19 protein-coding genes, 3 tRNA genes and 1 pseudogene are annotated in these 17956 nt (G+C 69.9%); 2 read left to right on the top strand and 21 right to left on the bottom strand.

Annotated elements, in window-relative coordinates; all coding sequences use genetic code 11:
- The first annotated feature begins 25 nt into the window (after positions 1-25).
- Positions 26-1081 carry an adenosine deaminase gene (locus tag ACYC1Z_RS00085; RefSeq protein WP_461407522.1) on the top strand — a complete coding sequence of 352 codons (1056 nt, stop codon included), beginning with the start codon at positions 26-28 and terminating at the stop codon, positions 1079-1081.
- Here ACYC1Z_RS00085 and ACYC1Z_RS00090 read toward each other — a convergent pair.
- From ACYC1Z_RS00090 to ACYC1Z_RS00125, 8 genes are all read right to left on the bottom strand, one after another.
- Positions 1071-2237: a UDP-N-acetylmuramate dehydrogenase gene (locus tag ACYC1Z_RS00090; protein ID WP_461407523.1), complete on the bottom strand. Its 1167-nt coding sequence runs from the start codon at positions 2235-2237 to the stop codon at positions 1071-1073. The two genes, ACYC1Z_RS00085 and ACYC1Z_RS00090, sit on opposite strands and share 11 nt — an antisense overlap.
- Before the next feature lie 9 nt (positions 2238-2246).
- On the bottom strand, positions 2247-3503 hold the full coding sequence (locus ACYC1Z_RS00095; RefSeq protein ID WP_461407524.1) for an MFS transporter: 1257 nt from the start codon (positions 3501-3503) through the stop codon (positions 2247-2249).
- Complete coding sequence (locus ACYC1Z_RS00100; protein WP_461407525.1) at positions 3496-3921, bottom strand: MaoC/PaaZ C-terminal domain-containing protein; 426 nt, start codon at positions 3919-3921, stop codon at positions 3496-3498. Before ACYC1Z_RS00100 ends, ACYC1Z_RS00095 begins: the two co-directional genes overlap by 8 nt.
- Positions 3918-4391, bottom strand: a complete 474-nt coding sequence (locus tag ACYC1Z_RS00105) for an FAS1-like dehydratase domain-containing protein (protein WP_461407526.1) — start codon at positions 4389-4391, stop codon at positions 3918-3920. The genes ACYC1Z_RS00100 and ACYC1Z_RS00105 overlap by 4 nt, the downstream gene beginning before the upstream one ends.
- Positions 4392-4425: 34 nt before the next feature.
- On the bottom strand, positions 4426-4593 hold the full coding sequence (rpmG, locus tag ACYC1Z_RS00110) for a 50S ribosomal protein L33 (protein WP_461407527.1): 168 nt from the start codon (positions 4591-4593) through the stop codon (positions 4426-4428).
- A gap of 59 nt (positions 4594-4652) precedes the next feature.
- A tRNA-Met gene (locus ACYC1Z_RS00115) sits at positions 4653-4726 on the bottom strand.
- Between the two features lie 62 nt (positions 4727-4788).
- Positions 4789-4861: transfer RNA gene (locus tag ACYC1Z_RS00120), tRNA-Thr, on the bottom strand.
- 191 nt (positions 4862-5052) lie between these two features.
- A tRNA-Tyr gene (locus ACYC1Z_RS00125) sits at positions 5053-5133 on the bottom strand.
- A 152-nt stretch (positions 5134-5285) separates the two neighbouring features.
- On the opposite strand from ACYC1Z_RS00125, the gene ACYC1Z_RS00130 reads away from it, so the two are divergent.
- Positions 5286-5783 carry a YajQ family cyclic di-GMP-binding protein gene (locus ACYC1Z_RS00130; RefSeq protein WP_461407528.1) on the top strand — a complete coding sequence of 166 codons (498 nt, stop codon included), beginning with the start codon at positions 5286-5288 and terminating at the stop codon, positions 5781-5783.
- Here the strand turns inward: ACYC1Z_RS00130 and ACYC1Z_RS00135 are convergent.
- The 13 genes and pseudogenes from ACYC1Z_RS00135 to ACYC1Z_RS00195 all read right to left on the bottom strand — a co-directional run bounded on the left by ACYC1Z_RS00135 (position 5774) and on the right by ACYC1Z_RS00195 (position 17018).
- On the bottom strand, positions 5774-5968 hold the full coding sequence (locus ACYC1Z_RS00135; RefSeq protein ID WP_461407529.1) for a hypothetical protein: 195 nt from the start codon (positions 5966-5968) through the stop codon (positions 5774-5776). The two genes, ACYC1Z_RS00130 and ACYC1Z_RS00135, sit on opposite strands and share 10 nt — an antisense overlap.
- A gap of 421 nt (positions 5969-6389) precedes the next feature.
- Positions 6390-6959, bottom strand: coding sequence for a patatin-like phospholipase family protein (locus ACYC1Z_RS00140; RefSeq protein WP_461407530.1), 570 nt, complete (start codon positions 6957-6959; stop codon positions 6390-6392).
- Positions 6960-7044: 85 nt separating this feature from the next.
- Positions 7045-7803, bottom strand: coding sequence for an SDR family NAD(P)-dependent oxidoreductase (locus ACYC1Z_RS00145; protein WP_461407531.1), 759 nt, complete (start codon positions 7801-7803; stop codon positions 7045-7047).
- Positions 7804-7841: 38 nt separating this feature from the next.
- Positions 7842-8699, bottom strand: a complete 858-nt coding sequence (locus ACYC1Z_RS00150) for a hypothetical protein (protein ID WP_461407532.1) — start codon at positions 8697-8699, stop codon at positions 7842-7844.
- A gap of 3 nt (positions 8700-8702) precedes the next feature.
- Complete coding sequence (locus ACYC1Z_RS00155; RefSeq protein ID WP_461407533.1) at positions 8703-9482, bottom strand: ABC transporter permease subunit; 780 nt, start codon at positions 9480-9482, stop codon at positions 8703-8705.
- Entirely contained in the window at positions 9472-10452 is a 981-nt protein-coding gene (locus ACYC1Z_RS00160) for an ABC transporter ATP-binding protein (RefSeq protein WP_461407534.1), read from the bottom strand. Before ACYC1Z_RS00160 ends, ACYC1Z_RS00155 begins: the two co-directional genes overlap by 11 nt.
- Positions 10449-10997, bottom strand: a complete 549-nt coding sequence (locus ACYC1Z_RS00165; protein WP_461407535.1) for a GbsR/MarR family transcriptional regulator — start codon at positions 10995-10997, stop codon at positions 10449-10451. The genes ACYC1Z_RS00160 and ACYC1Z_RS00165 overlap by 4 nt, the downstream gene beginning before the upstream one ends.
- A gap of 112 nt (positions 10998-11109) precedes the next feature.
- Complete coding sequence (locus ACYC1Z_RS00170) at positions 11110-11889, bottom strand: glycerate kinase (RefSeq protein WP_461407536.1); 780 nt, start codon at positions 11887-11889, stop codon at positions 11110-11112.
- Positions 11825-11965, bottom strand: a pseudogene (locus tag ACYC1Z_RS00175) (glycerate kinase); the annotation flags it as partial. The gene ACYC1Z_RS00170 and the pseudogene ACYC1Z_RS00175, both read right to left, overlap by 65 nt.
- 1 nt (position 11966) lies before the next feature.
- On the bottom strand, positions 11967-13649 hold the full coding sequence (locus tag ACYC1Z_RS00180; protein ID WP_461407537.1) for a sugar phosphorylase: 1683 nt from the start codon (positions 13647-13649) through the stop codon (positions 11967-11969).
- A gap of 143 nt (positions 13650-13792) precedes the next feature.
- Positions 13793-14659: a carbohydrate ABC transporter permease gene (locus ACYC1Z_RS00185; protein ID WP_461407538.1), complete on the bottom strand. Its 867-nt coding sequence runs from the start codon at positions 14657-14659 to the stop codon at positions 13793-13795.
- Positions 14660-14661: 2 nt separating this feature from the next.
- Positions 14662-15474: a carbohydrate ABC transporter permease gene (locus tag ACYC1Z_RS00190; protein WP_461407539.1), complete on the bottom strand. Its 813-nt coding sequence runs from the start codon at positions 15472-15474 to the stop codon at positions 14662-14664.
- 134 nt (positions 15475-15608) lie between these two features.
- Positions 15609-17018 (bottom strand): ABC transporter substrate-binding protein, encoded by a 1410-nt coding sequence (locus ACYC1Z_RS00195; RefSeq protein ID WP_461407540.1) that lies wholly within the window; start codon positions 17016-17018, stop codon positions 15609-15611.
- Between the last annotated feature and the right edge of the window lie 938 nt (positions 17019-17956).

Raw genomic sequence — 17956 nt, forward strand, 5'->3', positions numbered from 1 at the left:
GTCGGTGGATGGCAGACTCGGCCTCGTGCGTGACCTCACCCGCCTGCCCAAGGCCCACCTGCACCTGCACTTCACCGGGTCGATGCGCACCACCACCCTGGCCGAGCTGGCCGCGGAGCAGGACCGGCGGCTGCCCGAGCACCTGCTCGACGCCGACCCGCTGCACGTGCCGGCCGACCAGCGCGGCTGGTTCCGGTTCCAGCGCTCCTACGACACCGCCCGCGCCGTCGTCCGCTCCGAGGCGGCGATGCGCCGGATCGTGCGGGAGGCCGCGGCGGACGACGCCGCCGAGGGGTCGCGCCGCCTCGAGATCCAGGTGGACCCCACCTCCTACGCACCCTTCGTCGGTGGCATCACCCCCGCCCTGGAGATCGTCATCGACGAGGCCCGGGCCGCCGGCGCCGCCACCGGGGTGGAGATCGGGGTCATCGTGGCCGCCTCGCGCACCCGTCACCCCCTCGACGCCCGCATCCTGGCCCGCCTGGCCGTCAGGCACGCCGGGGACGGGCCGGGCGACGTCGTCGGCTTCGGGCTGAGCAACGACGAGCGGCGCGGGACCACGTCGGACTGGGCCCCGGCGTTCCGGATCGCCCGCCACGGCGGGCTCGCCGGGGTGCCGCACGGCGGGGAGCTGCTGGGCCCCGAGCACGTGCGCGACGTCGTCGCCCACCTCAAGCCGGCGCGGCTGGGGCACGGCATCCGCTCCGCGGAGGACCCGGACCTGCTCGCCCGGATCGTCGACGCCGGCATCGCGCTGGAGGTGTGCCCGGCGTCGAACGTCTCCCTGGGCGTCTACCCCGACGCCGCGCGCGTGCCGCTCGAGGCGCTGCTCGACGCCGGTGCGCAGGTGGCCCTCGGCGCCGACGACCCGTTGCTGTTCCTCTCCCGCCTGGTGGACCAGTACCGCATCGCGCGGGAGGACCACGGCCTCGACGACGGCGCCCTGGCCCGCCTCGCGCGCGGCTCGATCAACGCCTCGCTGGCGTCGGAGGGGTCCAAGCGGGCGATGCTCGCCGATGTCGACGCGTGGCTCGCGGCCCCGGCGGAGGCGCCCGCCCGGGCCCGAGGCGTCAGAGCGTGAGACCGACCAGCACCGGTTCGGGCTCGAGCCGGACCCCGTAGGTCGACGCCACGCCGTCGCGCACCGCCCGGGCGAGGTCGACCAGGTCCGCGGCCGTCGCCCCCCCGCGGTTGGTCAGCGCCAGGGAGTGCTTCGTGGAGAGCGTCGCCGCGGGGGTGAGGCCGAAGCCCCGGTCGAAGCCGGCGTGGGAGATCAGCCAGGCGGCGGAGGTCTTGACGAGACCGTCGACGACGGGGGCGGCCGCGCCGATCTGGGCGATGCGGGTGTGGTCGTTGACGGGGAAGCGGGGGGCGTCCGGGGGGAGCTGGGCGTGCGCCTGCGCCGTCGTCATGACCGGGTTGGTGAAGAAGGAGCCGGCGGACCAGGTGTCGTGGTCGGCGGGGTCGAGGACCATGCCCTTGCCGCGGCGCAGCTCGAGGACGGCGGCGCGGACGTCGGCGGCGGGGACCCGGGCGCCGACGTCGACCCCGAGGGTCCGGGCGAGCTCCGGGTAGCGCACCGGCGCCCCGAGGGTGGCCAGCCGCATCTGCAGGCCGACCTCGAGGACGACCCAGCGGCCCGTCGGCCCCCACCCGCGGTCCCCGCTCGGCTCGGCCAGCGACCGTTTGAGCATGGATGTGCGGTATCCGAGGCCGAGCTCACCGACGGCGTACATGCGGGTGCGGCGCTCGAGGCGGTCGTAGACGCGGACGGCGGAGAGCACCCCGGCGACCTCCTGGCCGTAGGCGCCGACGTTCTGCACCGGGGTGGCACCGGTCGAGCCCGGGATGCCGGAGAGGGCCTCCACGCCCATCCAGCCCTCGGCGACCGAGGCCTGCACGACGTCGTCCCACGGCTGCCCGGCGGGGACGGTGACCGCGGCGCCCGCGCAGGAGTCGTCGTCGACGGCGTCCAGACCGCGGCGCAGGTCCCGCACGACGACGCCGTCGAAGGGGTCGTCGGCCGCGAGCAGGTTCGAGCCGCCGCCGAGGACCAGGAGCCGCTCGCCGGCCTCGTCGGCCGTCCGGACGGCGTCGACGAGCTCGGCCTCCGTCGTGGCGCCGACGTAGCGGCGCACGGGCCCGCCCACGCGCAGCGTGGTGAGCTCGGCGAGCGTGGTGACGGCGCCGGGCCGGGGCTCGGCCCGCTCGGTGGGGGTGGCGGGGGGCTGGGGCACCCCACCAGGCTACGACTCCGGGACGCCGGCACCGTGGTGCGATGCTGCGCTCCGGGCGGCGGTCCCGCGCGGGGCGGCGGCGGGGCTGAGGAAGAACCCGATCACCAGGGGCACGCCGATGACGAGCAGGGCGTCCCGGTAGCCCACCTGCTCGGCAAGGAGGCCGAGCAGGGGCGGGCCGGCGAGGAACGCCGTGTAGCCGATGGTGGAGATGACGGAGATGCGGGCCGCGGCACGCATCGGCTCGTCACCGGCGGCGGACATGCCGACCGGGAAGCCGAGCGCGGCGCCCAGACCCCACAGCGTGGCGCCGACCAGGGCGAGCGGCAGTGCGGGGGCGAGCACGAAGATCACCAGACCGGCCACGGCCAGGGCGGTGCACAGGCGCAGCACGGCGACCCGCCCGTACCGCTCCAGCAGCTCGGTGCCCAGCAGCCGCATCGTGGTCATCGCGGCGACGAAGACGCCGAACGCGATCGCGCCGACGGAGTCGGGCTGGTCGAAGCCGTCGACGACGGCGAGGGCGAGCCAGTCGTTCGCGGCCCCCTCGGTCAGTGCGGCGGCGAGGACCACGAGCCCGATCAGCAGGGTGTGCCCCTCCGTCCAGGCCCGCAGCGCCTGCCGGGCGCCGCCGCCGCGAGGCGCGCCTGCGGGCGCCTGCACCGGGTCCGGCAGGAAGCCGCGCACGCACACCAGCACCGCCGCGCCGATGACGAGCAGGACGACGACGAGGTGCACGGTCACCGAGATCCCCGCCCACGCCGCGGCCGCGCCCATGCCCGCACCGACGACCGTGCCCAGCGAGAACCCGGCGTGGAACCGTGGCATGACCGCCCGGCCCAGGGCCTGCTCGACGAGCCCACCCTCGAGGTTCATGGCCACGTCCCAGGCCGCGATCCCCATCTGGGCGACGAACAGGGCAGGGACGAGGAGGCCGACCTGTCCCCCACCGACGGCCAGGGCGACGACGACGAACGCGGCGACGTTGACCACCGCGGCACCGGCGACGGTGCGCGCGGTGCCGACGCGCTGCACGACCATCCCGGTGAGCGGGAGCGCGACGACCGAGCCGAGAGCACCGACGAGGAGCAGCGCCCCGAGCTCGGCCGGGCTCAGGCCGAGGGCGTCGCGGACGGCAGGCAGCCGGGAGACCCAGTTGGCGAAGACGAGGCCGTTGAGGGCGAAGGCGGCGAACGTCGCCCAGGCCGCCCGGGCGGCAGCGACCGGTGAGGGCGGAACGGCGGCGCGGGGCAGGGGTTCAGCCAAGCCGGACGGTCGCCTGCGCCTTGGAGAGTACGGTGGCCCCCTCGAACGTCACGGTGAGGTTCAGCCGGACCGTCCGGGCGGCGAGATCGAGCTCGAGCACCGTACCCGTCACCGTGATCTCGGCGTACCCGGGATCGGGCACGACGACGGGACGGGTGAAGCGCACGCCGTACTCGACGACGGCGCCCGGGTCCCCGGCCCAGTCCTCGACGGCGGTGCCCGCCATGGCCATCGTGGCCAGCCCGTGGGCGATCACGCCCGGCAGGCCCGCCTCGCGGGCCACGCGTTCGTTGTGGTGGATCTGGTTGAAGTCCCCGCCCGCCCCCGAGTACCGCACGAGGAGGGTGCGGTCGATCTCGAACGTGCGGGTGAAGAGCTCCTGCCCGACCTCGAGGTCGGTGAGCTCGGGGGCGCTCATGAGCCCTCCCCCCGGACGGCGAGCGTGGACAGGACGGTGGCGACGGGCGCGCCGGCCTCGTCGGCGATCTCGGCACGCGTGGTCACCAGCGTGAGCGCGGGCCGAGCGACGATCTTGTCCACGTGCAACGTGGTGCGCAGCTTGTCGCCCGCGACGATCGGCCGGTGGTGGGTGATCCGCTCCTCGGCGTGGACCACGCGGGAGAAGTCGATACCCGACTCGGGGTCGGCGACATAGAGCCGCTCGGCCCGGTTGGCGACCACGGTCGCGAACGTCGGTGGGGCGACCACGTCGGCGTAGCCCAGCGCCCAGGCGGCGTCCGGATCGGTGTGGGCGGGGTGGGTGGCGCCCGTCGCGGCCGCGAGCTCGGCGATCTTCACCCGCGCGACCTCGTAGGTCTCCGTCGGCGCATAGGAACGCCCCACGAGCGTCTCGTCGACGCCGGTGGGGCGGTTGCTGGTCTCGGTCACCGCACCAGCCTAAGCCGTGCGCGATCCGGGAGGGTCAGCGGGTCTCGCGGTGCGTCGTCTTGGCGTTGCAGCGCGGGCAGAACTTGGCCAGCTCGAGCCGGTCGGGGTTGTTCCGACGGTTCTTCTTGGTGATGTAGTTCCGCTCCTTGCACACCTCGCAGGCGAGGGTGATCTTGGGGCGGACATCGCTGGACTTGGCCACGGCTGTTCCTCACGTTCGGGCGAGCAGCTGCCGCCGCTCTTCGTTTGTCACTGGTTCGGTAGCGGGGGCGGGGCTCGAACCCGCGACCTCACGATTATGAGTCGTGCGCTCTCGCCAACTGAGCTACCCCGCCGCGTCACACGGACCGCACCACGATACCCGTAAATCCGGTGGTGATGGTGATCCGTAGACCAGAGCCCCGAAAGGGAATCGAACCCTTGACCTTCTCCTTACCATGGAGACGCTCTGCCGACTGAGCTATCGGGGCAGCGCGGACGAGCCTACAGGCAGCCCGCAGCGATCATGAAATCCGTACCGACCCGGAACCGCGTGAGCCCGCTCACAGGGCCGTGGCGGCCCCGAGGGCGAGTTACCGGCCCCATCGGGCCCCGCGGCCGCCGGCGGCCGCACCGATGACAACGGCCCAGCACCGCGCAGGGCAGGTGTTGGGCCGGTCAGTGGCGAGTGCAGGATTCGAACCTGCGAAGCTTACGCGGCTGATTTACAGTCAGCTCCCTTTGGCCGCTCGGGCAACTCGCCGAGCACCCCGTGAGGTGCAAGATGGACGATAGCAACAACCGGTGGGGATACGTGAAACCGGGCCGTGGCGAGGAACATCACACCGTCCGCTGCTCCCCGCCGGCCCGCCCACCACCCCGGCCCGCGCGCCGGGAACTGCACAAGGAGCTCCCATGGCCGATTCGTCCTTCGACATCGTCTCCAAGATCGACCGCCAGGAGGTCGACAACGCCGTCAACCAGGCCGCGAAGGAGATCTCCCAGCGCTACGACTTCAAGGGCGTGGGTGCGACGGTCACGCTCGCCGGTGACGCCGTGACGATGACCGCGAACTCCGAGGAGCGGGTCAAGGCGGTGCTGGACGTGCTCCAGACCAAGCTCATCAAGCGCGGTATCTCGCTCAAGGCCCTCGACCTGGGCGACGGTGAGCCCAAGGCGTCCGGCAAGGAGTACCGCCTCATCGGCTCTCTCAAGGAGGGGCTCGCGCAGGACGTCGCGAAGAAGATCACCAAGCTCGTCCGGGACGAGGGACCCAAGGGCATCAAGACGCAGATCACCGGGGACGAGGTCCGCGTGACCTCCAAGAGCCGGGACGAGCTGCAGGAGGTCATCGCCCTGCTCAAGGGCGCCGACGGCATCGACGCGGCGCTGCAGTTCGTCAACTACCGCTGAGATGAGCCTCTGACCTGCGGCCACGCCTCCGAAGTCCGCACAGAGTCCGCAGGATCGTCCAGGACCGCCGTCATGAAGGTCTTGGCCGCGGCCTGCGTCTTGTCCGCTGCGGACGGCCACAGGTGGGAGTACACGTTGAGCGTGATGCCCGGCTGGGTGTGCCCGAGCGCCCGCTGCACCGTCACGACGTCGCACTTCTCGGCGATACTGGTAACCAGCAGTGTTCGGATCCGGTCGAATGGCTTCCGTGGCTGACGTGTTGACCTGGCTATTCGTCATGGTTGGTGATCGTGTCTGCGGGCCAGTTCGGCGGCGTAGCGGGACCAGTCGCCTCCGGCGTCTCGGGTCCATCAGGTGGCGGTTCCTGGGGTGTTCAGGAGTTCGGCGAGGACCTCGGCGGCTACGACGGTGTCCTCGCAGGCACCCGGGTGCCCGCGAGCCAGCTCGGGCATGGTCGCCTACGGCCTCGCCGGCATGGGGGTCGCCACCGGCTCGGCGACTCGATCCACGTCGTCGCCGTATCGGGTGTCGGGGTCGCCGTACAGGCCGGACCTCGCACGTGCGGGGTGGCGAGCTGGGCACTCGTGGCGAGGGTGGCGTGATGGATCAGGGCACTGGTCTGGTCGAAGTCGAAGGGCGAGGCGTGCCTGGCCGGGGGGCCGGCCAGGTAGAGGACCGGGACCTGCGCGGCCACCTCGGGCAGCGCGGACGGGCTGGAAGAGACCGGGGATCGCGACGCTGGCCAGCAGCACCGGGAGCAGCGAGCCGTGGTCCAGGACCCTGACGCGCCCAGTGCCCAGTGCCCAGTGCCCAGTGCCCAGTGCCCAGGTCGAGAGTGACCGCAGCGAAAGGCAGCTCCAGATCCGCGAAGTCCCGCGCGTGCAGGGTCCTGGCCGCGACCTGTTCGATGCCGGCGGCTTCGACCAGGTGGGTCGTGGACTGGGTCAGGCGCCACAGGACGCTGAGCAGGTTGCTGGGAGACACGTCGCGGCGCTGGGGTTGGGTCCAGGTCTCTTCGAGCCGGTCCACCGCGTCGTGCGCAGATGCGGCCAGCAGTGCGCCGTTCAGGGCCCCGACGGAGGTGCCCACGACCAGGTCGGGCTGGATGCCTGCGTCGGCCAGGGCGTGCAGCATTCCCACTTGCCCTGCTCCGAAGCTCGCCCCGCCGCCCAGCACGAAAGCGGGCGGGCCGGGCAGGCTCGCACCAGGGGCACCCGCGAGCGGCGTGGCGGCGGGTCGGGCGGCCGTGGAGTGCGGCGTCTCAGATGGCCGACCAGCCGCCGTCGGAGTGCAGCAGGGCGCCGGTGACGTTGGCTGAGTCGGGGCTGGCGAGCCAGCAGATTGCGGCGGCGAGCTGCTCGGGCTGCGCGGCGCCGGGGATCGTGGCCATCAGTGGGCTGAGCACGGACCAGGCGAACTCCGACTTCGGGGCGGAGGTCTCGCCGATGTTGGTGGCCACCCCGCCGGGAAGGACGGCGTTGCAGCGGATTCCGGATCCGCTGTAGAACACGGAGGTGGAGCGGGTCAGACCGATCACCCCGTGCTTGGAGACGGAGTAGGCGGTACCCGATGCGCCGCCCTTCATCCCGGCTTCCGAGGCGACGTTGACGATCGCGCCCGTACCTGCCGCGGTCATCAGGGGCAGGACCGCACGGATCGTACGCATCTGGGCGGTGAGGTTGACCGCGAGCACACGCTCCCAGGTGGCGTCGTCCAGCTCCCCGGTGGGCAGGAACCCGTCCATGATGCCGGCGTTGTTGACCAGAACCTCGACGCTGCCGTCGCATGCGGCGACCACGGCATCGATGTGGGCCTGGTCGGTGACATCGCCGGGCACCGCGACGGCCGATCCGCCGGTGTCGGCGATCATCATGACGGTCTCGGTCACGCGGTCGGGGACCAGGTCGGAGGCGATGACGCGGCCGCCCTCGGCGGCGATCCGCAGCGCCGTCGCGCGGCCGATCCCCGAGCCGGCACCGGTGACGATGGCGGTCTGAGCGGCGAAGCGTGTGGTGTCCATGATGTTCTCCTTCGTTCGGTTGGAACAGTGGCGGAAGGTCAGCCGCGTAGGTCGGCTCGGCGGTGGAAGGCCACGAAGGAGCTCGCGCCGATTCCGACGGCGAGGGCGGCCATGAGCGTGGTGAAGCCCCAGTCGATGCCGTTGGCAAACGCCGGGTTGGCGAGGTAGGGGTACCAGAGGTTGAGCTTGGACAGCCACACCAGGGAATCGGCCAGGCCGAGGAAGCTCGCGGCGATGAAGGACACCGCGAAGATGCCGCCCGGGATCGCCAGCGACAGCCGCTTGTCCGCGGTGAGCACACCGATCAGCAGGGTCAGTGCGCCGTAGACCAGGGCGATGAGGACCATCTGCACGGTGGCGGCCACCATGGCGGACGTCGGGATGCCCAGGTCCCCGATCGGGTTCGCGGCCAGCATGCCGGCGAAGATCGCCGCGCCCACGATCAGGACGTGGGTGACCATGGCGGTGGCCTTGGCGGACAGGAACGTGGTGCGGGGGGTCCCGGTCGAGAGCACCAGGCCCAGGGTGCGGGCCTGCTCCTCTGCGGCTGTGGCCGACGCGGCGGAGATCATCGCGGTGGCGATGAGGAACCCTGGCCCCATGATGGACAACAGCTCCGCGTTCATCCACCCGGCCGGGGTGGCCAGGGACAGTCCGCCGAGCATGGAGTCGAACGCTGCCGGGAAGTCCTCGGCGATGGCCGCGAAGGTGTCCTTCATTGGTGGCCACAGTGCGCCGACGCCGATGGAGACGGCGAACCCGTAGAAGGCCAGGACGCCGACCAGGGTGGTCTTGTCGGCCAGGGCGCGCCGGTAGACGGTCCGCCAGATCGATACCGCCGGCAGGGCGGTTGCGGGGCGCTGTGCGCGCCCCGACGGTGCGGTGGTGGTCGTCATGTCTCAGCCCTTCAGGTCGCGGCGACGGAAGGTGAGCACCGCGACCGCCAGGCAGACGGCCGCGATGGCCGCGAACAGGCCCAGGTCGGCGACGTCGATGCCGTTGGTCAGCGGGTCGGAGCGGCTCAGGTAGTAGTGCCAGGGGCTCAGGCGGGCCCAGTCGTCCAGGCCGGCGATGGGCAGCATGGTTGCCATCAGGTAGGCCACCACGGTCACGCCGCCTGCCACGGCCGAGGCCAGACCCGGGCGGCCGGTCGCCGCGGCGACCGCGAACGCGAGGGACCCGAACGCCAGTCCCAGGAAGAACAGGTGCACCGTGCCGCCGGTCAGCCCGGCCAGGGTCAGCTCGGTGGCGTCGGCGGCGATGAACGCGGCCATCGCGACCCAGTTGACTCCCACGACCACGACCAGGGCCAGGACGATCCCGGTGGCCTTGGCCCACAGCATCTGGGTCCGTGAGACCGGCTGGGCCGACAGGATCGCCATCGTGCCGTCACGCTCTTCACCGGCCAGGGCGCCGGCACCCACCAGCACGGCGAACACCACCACCGCGATCGGGAAGACCAGGCTGAACATCTCACCCACGACGTACCCACCGGGGGCGCCCGCGCCGACGAACGCGGTCAGCGCCTCGGGGAAGCCGTCGGTGATCTCCTGCATCAGGCCACCGATCGCGTCGGCGACCACCAGGGCCAGGACCCCGAATGCCGCCAGGATCAGGGCCAGGACCCCGGCGCCGACCCGTCGGCTGCGGACCTCGTGGACGAGCAGCTCAGCGGACACGACCGGCCCCCTGCTCGTTGGACTCGCCCGCGAGCCCTCCGGTCCGGCTCGAGCCGCTCTCCGAAGATTCCTTGTCATCGGTGTCGCGGTAGTAGGCAAGGAAGATCTCCTCCAGGTCGGCGTCGCGCGAGTGCAGGTTGACCACCTCGTAGGCCATCGCCGCCTGCAGCACCGGGTTGACCGATCCCTCATACGAGATGCGGGCGTGCACCCCGTCGATGTCCACGTCGTGGACCTGCTCCACCCGGGCGAACAGGTCCTGCGGTACCGGGACGGCGAACTCGAAGTCCAGCTGCCGGATCGCCTTGCGCTTGAGCTCGGCGACCCGCTCAACCACCACCAGGCGCCCGTGGCGGATGATCCCGACCCGGTCGGCAACCCGCTCGACCTCGGACAAGGTGTGCGAGGACAAGAACACGGTGCGCCCGTCCTGACGGACCTCGCGCAGCATCTCGTGAAAGGTCTGCTGCACCAGCGGGTCCAGACCCGCGTTCGGCTCATCGAGGATCAACAGCTCGGGCTTGTGCATGAACGCCTGGATCAGGCCGACCTTCTGCCGGTTACCGGTCGAGTACTCCCCGACCTTGCGCGACAGGTCGGCGTCCAGACGCTCGGCCAACTGGTCCACGTAGCCCATGTCCACCCCACCGCGCAGCCCGGCGAAATACTCGAGCGTCTGCCGACCGGTCAACTTGGGGTACAGGGCCAGATCACCGGGGACATACCCGATCCGGCGCCGGATCTCCAGGGAGCCGTCGCGGATGTCCAGACCAAGGACCTGCCCGGTGCCCGCGCTGGCCCGCAGCTGGTCCAGCAGCACCCTGATCGTGGTCGACTTACCGGCCCCGTTGGGGCCGAGAAAGCCAAAGATCTCCCCCGCGTCCACCTGCAGGTCCAGGTCGTCCACGGCTACCAGGTCACCGAACACCTTGGTCAACCCGCTCGTACGGATCACCTCGTTCTGACTCATCGGGCCATGCCTCTCTCGTCGTGGTAGCGGCGCCGCAGCGCCGGCATCTCGCGCTCCATGAACGCCAGGTAGTCCCGCATCTCGACCAGACGCCGGCGTCGGTCCGGTTCGGCGTCGGCCAGGACCTCCAGGCCCTTGTCGGCGACCTGCCGTAATCGGGCCGTCGGCTTCTCCTGGGCGGCCATCGCCTGATCCCATGCTCGCGGCGCCACGCGGTAGTACGAGCGGCGCACCCCCGCCCTGCCCACACGCTCGACCAGCTGCATCTGCATCAGCAACCGCACGTTCGTGCTCACTCCGCCGGCACTGGCCTGCAAGGCGGTCGCAAGGTCGTCAGCTGTCTGCTCAGTGGGGCTGCAGACCATCAACCACGCCAGCATCCGGCCCGCCGCCCGGGGCAGCCCCGACGCCTCCAGGCCGATCCCGAACTCCTCGACGAAGTCAGCCAGACGCTCGGCAACCTCCGGGTCGCGGTCCGCATCGCTCGGTGTCGGGACACGGGAGGACCCGTCCCATCGCGGGTCGCCATCTCTTGTAGGAGTCACATAGTTCAGAGTACTCTGACAGTTCACAAGGTCAAGTGTGTGCTGTGTAGCCGGGTAGCCAGGGGGAATCGCACCCCCCGGCTCCCACAGATCCGGACGTGAACCTCTCAGTTCATCCGGCTCTTGTCGTTCTGGTCACCAGGTCAGCGAGTCCCACGACCAGCGCCCCCGCCGACCGGGCGAGCGCCGCGACGCCGGACGGGACCTTTCCGTGCGCGGCCTGCGAGTCGAGGCGTCCCTCGCCGGCGAGGACGAGGTCCGCCCCGCGCATCCGGCTCGCGAGCCGGATCTCGGCCGCGGCCCGCCCGAAGCCAGACTCCATTCGGCCCCCGAGTGCCAGGAGCGCGCCGCCAACCCCGCCCGCGGCACCCGCGCCGGGAACGTCGGAGACGTCCCGGCCACGGGTCGCGCTCAGGGCCTCCGCGAACCGCCAGAGCGGGTTCTCGTCCGGCCCGATCCGGTCCCCAACAGCGTCGAAGATCTTGGCTCCCAGCGCCAGGAAGATGCCCGTTCCGCCATCGGTAGTGGCCGATCCACCGAGGGCGACGAGCACCTCATCCACGTTCGTGTCACACGCCGCGACGAGTTGCATGCCGAGGCCGTAGGAGTTGCCCAGGCGCGGCAGGCTGTCGTCCACGACGACGAGGTCGATCCCGACCGTCCGCGCCGACTCGACGACTGCCCGCCGGTTGCCCTCCCTGTGGAACGCCCCGATCTGCTGGAACGCCCCGATCTGCGCCTGCCGCGCCCGGTTGAGCGCGTCGCACGCGGCAACGTCGACCGCCTCGCCGACGTTCGCGCTCAGGAGGGCCCGCCAGCGCGCCCTCTCCCCCGTCCGCGACCTCGGCGACCCCCACGTTTGCCGTCGGGTCGGCTCGCAGCACCCCCGCACACGCGAGTTCCCCAGCCCCCTTGCTGCTCACCGAGCCCTTGAACGAGTCGATGGCCGCGACGACCTTGATGCCCACGTCACTTCAGCCAGACGTACTCGAACGGCGCCAGCACGAGGCGGTCCCGCGTCGCGCCGGTCAGGACGTCGGTGCCCGAGACGTCTTCCACCGCCACCTCCTGGCTGGTGACGTTCGTGAGGCTCAGCAGCTCGTCGTCCGTGCCCTGACCGCGACGAACGGCGAACACCCGCGGGTCGAGCCTGAGTACCTGTTGGGCCTGGTACGGGTTGAACGCCGGGTGCTCCGAGCGTTTCGCCAGCAGGTGCTTGATCCCCTCGAGGACGAGTTTGCGGCGACGGTCGCTCGCCAGCTCCGCCGTGAGGACGTCCGCGTCGAGGATCTCGCGGTTGATACGCCGGTTGATGCCGCTCGCCTCCATGCCCGGGATGTCGCTGCCCGAGCCGAAGAGCGAGTGGTAGTAGATCGCTGGGACGCCCATCATCGAACAGAGGATGCTGTGCGCCGCGAGCCCCTTGGCCGCGACCAACTCGGGGACGGCGAGTTCGTCGGTCGTCACAAGGGCATCGAGGTAGTTGATGTTGAGCTCGTAGACGGACTGTGTCCCATCCGGGTTGCTCTTCATCGAGGCCCGACCGCCGTTGGCGATCACGCGCTCGGCGATGGCCTCGCGGTCGGCATCCGTCAGGAGGCCCTCTGACCCGCGCATCCCGACGCCGTCGTGGCTGGCGAGGAAGTTGAAGTACGTCCCGGAGTCGCTCACGGGCGTGACCGTGCTCGCCCATTCGCTGAGCGCCGAGGCATCGCCCTGGACGAACGCGAGCATGACCAGCGGGGGGAGCGCGAACTGGTAGACCTGATGGGCCTCGTCCTGGCCGTCTCCGAAATACGAGACGTTCTCGCGGTGGGGGACGTTCGTCTCCGTGACGATCTGCGCGCCCGGGCGCACGTAATCGACGACGGCGCGCCACAGCTTGACGACCGCGTGGGTCCGCGGCAGGTGCATGCACGTGGTGCCTGACTCCTTCCAGAGGAAGCCGATGGCATCCAGCCGGATCATCGTCGAGCCTCTGGCCAGGTAGAGCAGCAGGATGTCGGTCATCTCGATCAGTGTGGGGATGCTGGCGACGTTGATGTCGATCTGGTCACCGCTGAACGTGGTCCAGACTCTCGCCGTCGAGCCGTCCGCCCGTGGGTACTCGTGGAAGAGGGGCGACGTCCGGGGCCGGGTCACGATCGAGGCGTCGAACTCCGGGTTGTACTCGATGAAGTACCCGTCGAAGCGGTGGTTGCCCGCAAGCCACTCGGTGAACCACGGGCAGCTGGCCGAGACGTGGTTCGCCACGAAGTCGAACATGAGCGCGTAGTCCTGGCTGAGGGCCTCGATGTCGGACCAGCCGCCCAGGTCCGGGTTGACGACGCGGTAGTCGACGACGGCGGAGCCGGGGTCGGAGGTGTACGGAAACATCGGCAGGATGTGCACGTTCGGGACGACCTGCCCGATCGTGTCGTGCAGGACCTGCCGGAGGGTGGCCAACGGTGCCTCGCCGTCGCGCCGGATCGCGTCCCCGTAGGTGATCAGGACCGACGTCTTCTCGCTCGGGACCTCGACGGCCCCCTGCCCCGAAGCCGTGACGAACCCATCGGTGAGCTCGAGCAGCCTCTCCTTCGCGGTGTCCCAGGCTTCCGGGTAGATCAGTTCGAGCAAGGGTGTGATCGTGCTCTCGAACTCGGCGCGGTCCATGCTCTCTCCTCGTCTCGCGAAGGGCCCCGGGGCCTGCTCGCTGCCCTGGGGCCCGACGCCACTCCTGATGTGGTCATGACGACACCTGCCGCTGGCAAGCCGGCCCCGGGTGACTGCCCCCGCGCGGCGGCGCGGGGGCCGAGCTAGCCCTTCTCGGCGCCGCTGGTAAGCCCCTCAGCGAGGAACCGCTCCGCCACGCTGTAGAGCAGGATGATCGGCACGGTCAGCAGCACCGATCCGGCCATGAGGATGGTCTTGGAGACCTCGATCCCGCCGGAGAGCTGCGCGAGCCCGAGCGAGACCGTCCACAGGTTGTCCTTTGCCGTGAGGAACAGGAGCGCGAAGAGGAACTCGTTCCACGCGATCATGAAGATGTACAGCGCCGTCGACATGATGGTCGGCCGTGAGAGCGGGAGCGTGATCTTCATCATGATCTGGAAGCGCGAGCACCCATCGACCCGCGCCGATTCCTCGATGGATATCGGGACCGTGTCGAAGTAGTTGCGCAGCATGTGCATCGACACGGGCACCGTGAGGGCGATGTAGACGAGGATCAGCCCGATGTAGGACTGACGGATCCCCAGCCTCGAGAACGCGACGAACAGCGGGATCGCGAGGATGATCGCCGGGAACAGGTAGACCGCGAAGTACAGCGAGGCGACCTTCTCCCTTCCCGGGAAGTCGACCCTGGAGACCGCGTATGCGGCGGGAACGACGACGAGGAGGGTGAGGAGGGTCGTCGCCAGGGAGACGATCGCCGAGTTTCGCATGAACCCGCCGAAGCCCTGGCCACCCTGGTCCAGCGGAGCCAGGACGTCAGCGTATGTATCTAACGTGAACAGGTCCGGCGGCACGAAGAAGCGCCCAGGATTGATGAGAAGCGCCTGCGTGGGGATGAAGCTCAGCATCAGCATGTAGTAGAAGGGGAGGAGCGACACCAAGGCCAGGATGATGATGACTGGCCATCTCAGGGCCTTGAGAACCCTCGTCTCGACCTTGAGGCGATCCATGGCTACGCCTCCTTCTTGCTCGTCAGTCGCGTGTAGATCATGAGGAACATGCCCAGGATCATGGCCATGACAAGCGCCGTGGCCGCTGCCCCGCCGATGTCGAAGCTGCCCATCAGTCTGGTGTAGACGCGGACTGCGGCGACCTCCGTGCCCGCCGAGCCACCGGTGAGCAGGAAGACGTCGTCGAACTTGTTGAACGTCATGATCAGCCGCAGTACTGTCAGCAGCGCGATCGTCGGCATGAGCTGCGGAAGGACGATGTGCCGGAAGTTCTGGGTCGGTGTCACCCCGTCCACCAGTGCCGCTTCCTCGATGTCCGCAGGGAGCGCGCCGACGCGCGCGGTGAGGAACATGAACGCGAACGGGGAGTAGCGCCAGATCTCGAACCCGATCACGGTCAGCAGGGCATAGGGAGAGCGTCCGAGGAAGTCGATCGCCTGGTCCCATCCGAGCCACCGCGTGCCGTAGTAGTTCACGATGCCGAACTGCGGGTTGAGCATCGTGGTCCACACGAACGTGACGGCCACGACGGGGGCCACGTACGGCAGGAGCATGATGGCCCGGAATACCCCGCGGCCGGGGAAGGCCCTGCGGAACACCAGGGCGGCTAGCAGGCCGACGAGGATGGAACCGAAGGTCGAGGCCACCGAGTACCCGACGGTGACCCAGAGGGTCCGCCAGAAGCCACCGCTGGTCAGGGTGTCGAGGAACTTCTCCAGCGTGAGAGGGCCCGTCATGCGGCCATCGGCGAGATCACGGAACGTGACGTCCTGGAAGGTGAGCACAGCGTTCCACGCGACCGGAACGATGATCACCGCGATAATGATGATCGTCGCTGGCGAGACGGCCCACCAGGCGAACCTCGACTCCCTGCGCTGCCCCTTCGACACCCGAGGCCGGCGGAGCCGCGCGGCGCGCGGCTCCGCCGGTAGAGCGGTCTCACTCGACATCAGCGGGATGCGATCTCTTTGACGTCCGTCGCGGCCCTCCGAGCGGCTCCGGCGCCGTCGAGGCCCCCGGTGCTCATCTCGGCGATGACCTTCGGGATGGGCAGCTCGGCGATCACCGGGCCGAGGAGCGCGCCCTGGCCCTGGGGGATGGCCCACCTGTCGATCGAGGTTGCCACGCCGGTGATGGCGTCCATCGTGCTCTGGTCATAGAAGTCGGAGAGCTTCGCCCTCCGGTCGACACCGGTCTCGAGCGTTGCCCAAGCGTCGGTGTATGCGCTGGGGTTCGTCCCATCGCCTTCCCGGACCGGGAACTTGCCCTCGGGGGCCATGCTCAGGAAATCGACGTACCCGTCGCTCATCATGTATTCGACGAAGGTCCGGGCGCTCGAGGGAGCGCCGTCCAAGATCGTCCACGACGTGATCTCACCGAATGTGGCCCTCTCGCCCATCGGGCCGGAGATGCCCGAGACGATCCCGGTGTTGGTCGCGAGGAAGCCGGGGTCCGCCACGCACTCAGGGCACGACGGCGCCGCGTTGTCACGGAGGCCGGCGAGCTCGTCGAGGATGAAGGTCGACCACATCGCCATCGCCGCCTGCCCCGCGAAATACGTCGCCCGGGTGGACTCGACCGTCTGTGTGCCGGCCGGCGAGTAGTCCTTGGCGAGAGCCCCGTACAGGTCGAAGGTCTCGATGCACTCGGGCGAATCGAGGAGGATCTCCCCACCCTCGTCCACGAGCTGGCAGTTGTTGCCCAGGGCGATGCTCTCGAACGTCTGAGCGGTGAAGACCGCGGCCGCGTCGGTCGCCAGTGTAATGCCGAACATGCCGTCCTTGGTCAGCGTCCGAGCGGCCGTCTCCAGGGCCTCGTACGTGGTGGGCGGCTTGAGCCCCGCAGCCTTGAAGAGGTCCGTGCGGTAGAGGATGATCTGGCCCCAACCGTCTGAGGGAACCGACAGCTGCCGGTCCCCGTCGCGAGTGAGGGCAAGCGCCGCCGGGGCCCAGGTGTCCTCGCCGAGCGTGTCGACGACCGCTGCCGCGGCATCGGCGTCGACCAACTCGAGGCTATCGTACTGCCGCACCAAGGGAAGCGTGAGAGCACCGATGACGTCCGGCAGATCCTGAGAGATCGCAGCCGACTGCACCAGGCTGTTCACCTGGTCCTCGTCGGCGCCGACAAGGTCGACCTTGATGCCGGTCTTGGCGGTGAACGCGTCGATGATCGTCTGTTGGACGATGATGCGCTCGGGCAGCGCCTCCAGGGTCCATACGATGAGGGGGGCAGTGGCGTCGCCGCCGTCGCTGCTGCTGGCGCCGTCCCCGCTATCACCTCCGCCAGTACACCCAGACAGGACCAGTGCCGCTACCGCGAAGGCGGCTGTCGCCATCAGCCGGCAAGAATGAGCACTCATGTCGGTCTCCCTAGCGTTTGCCCTCCCGACCGCAGTCCTCCCTGCTGGAGGAACAGAGGACAATTCGAAACTACGCGCGCGTGCCAACGTACGCAGGGCTTGCCGTAACAATCTCGTAACAAGTGGCAGGTGCGAGAAGGGAGAGCAACATGTCTCTTCCAGCGAGGCTTCGCCTCTGACCGCCGAGTGGAGGGCTGGCCTGGCACGGTGGGTGCGGTTCACGCTTGATGTCGTGGGTACCTCCGTGACGGTGAACGATTTGCTCGTTGGTGACGTGGGCGGTGTCAACCCGTCGGGGCAACGCTGTCGGTCAGGAGGCGTTCGTTGAGCCCTTCGGCGATCGAGGTCAGGTAGGGATGGTGGTCCGGGATGGCGGTGGCCTTGGGCAGGTACTCGCGGATGAGGCCGTTGGTGTTCTCGTTGGTGCCGCACTCCCACAGGGAGTGCGGGTGTGGGCGACATAGACCGGGATCTTCGTGGCCAGCGTCTGGGCGGCGTGTCTGGCCATCTCGAAGCCCTGGTCCCAGGTCAAGCCTTGCCCGTCATGCCGGGCAATTCGTCGGTTGCGTCGATCAGGGCGTCGGCGAGGTGCCCGCTGTCCTTGCCCGCAGGCAGCGCGAGGATCGTGGTCAACCTCGCGGGTCCGCTCGACCAGGGTCGCGGCAGCGGAGCGGGGCGTGGGCGCCGATGATCAGATCACCTTCCTTAAGTGTCCGGGCACGCGCCGCTCGCCCAGGTCACCCCGGTCGTCGATGGAGACCATCCCCACGACCAGGGGCGCCACGCCGGCCCAGCGGCTTGGGCGGACGCCGCCGGGTGCGCTTGGAACACAGCATGACCGGCGTGCGCGGCGACCTCGCCCCTGGCAGGGCGTGAATGAACCGGTAGATCGCCGCGTAGCTGACCGTTCTGCCGCCGGCCGGCACGAATCCCGATCT

The organism is Georgenia sp. (assembly GCF_054605595.1).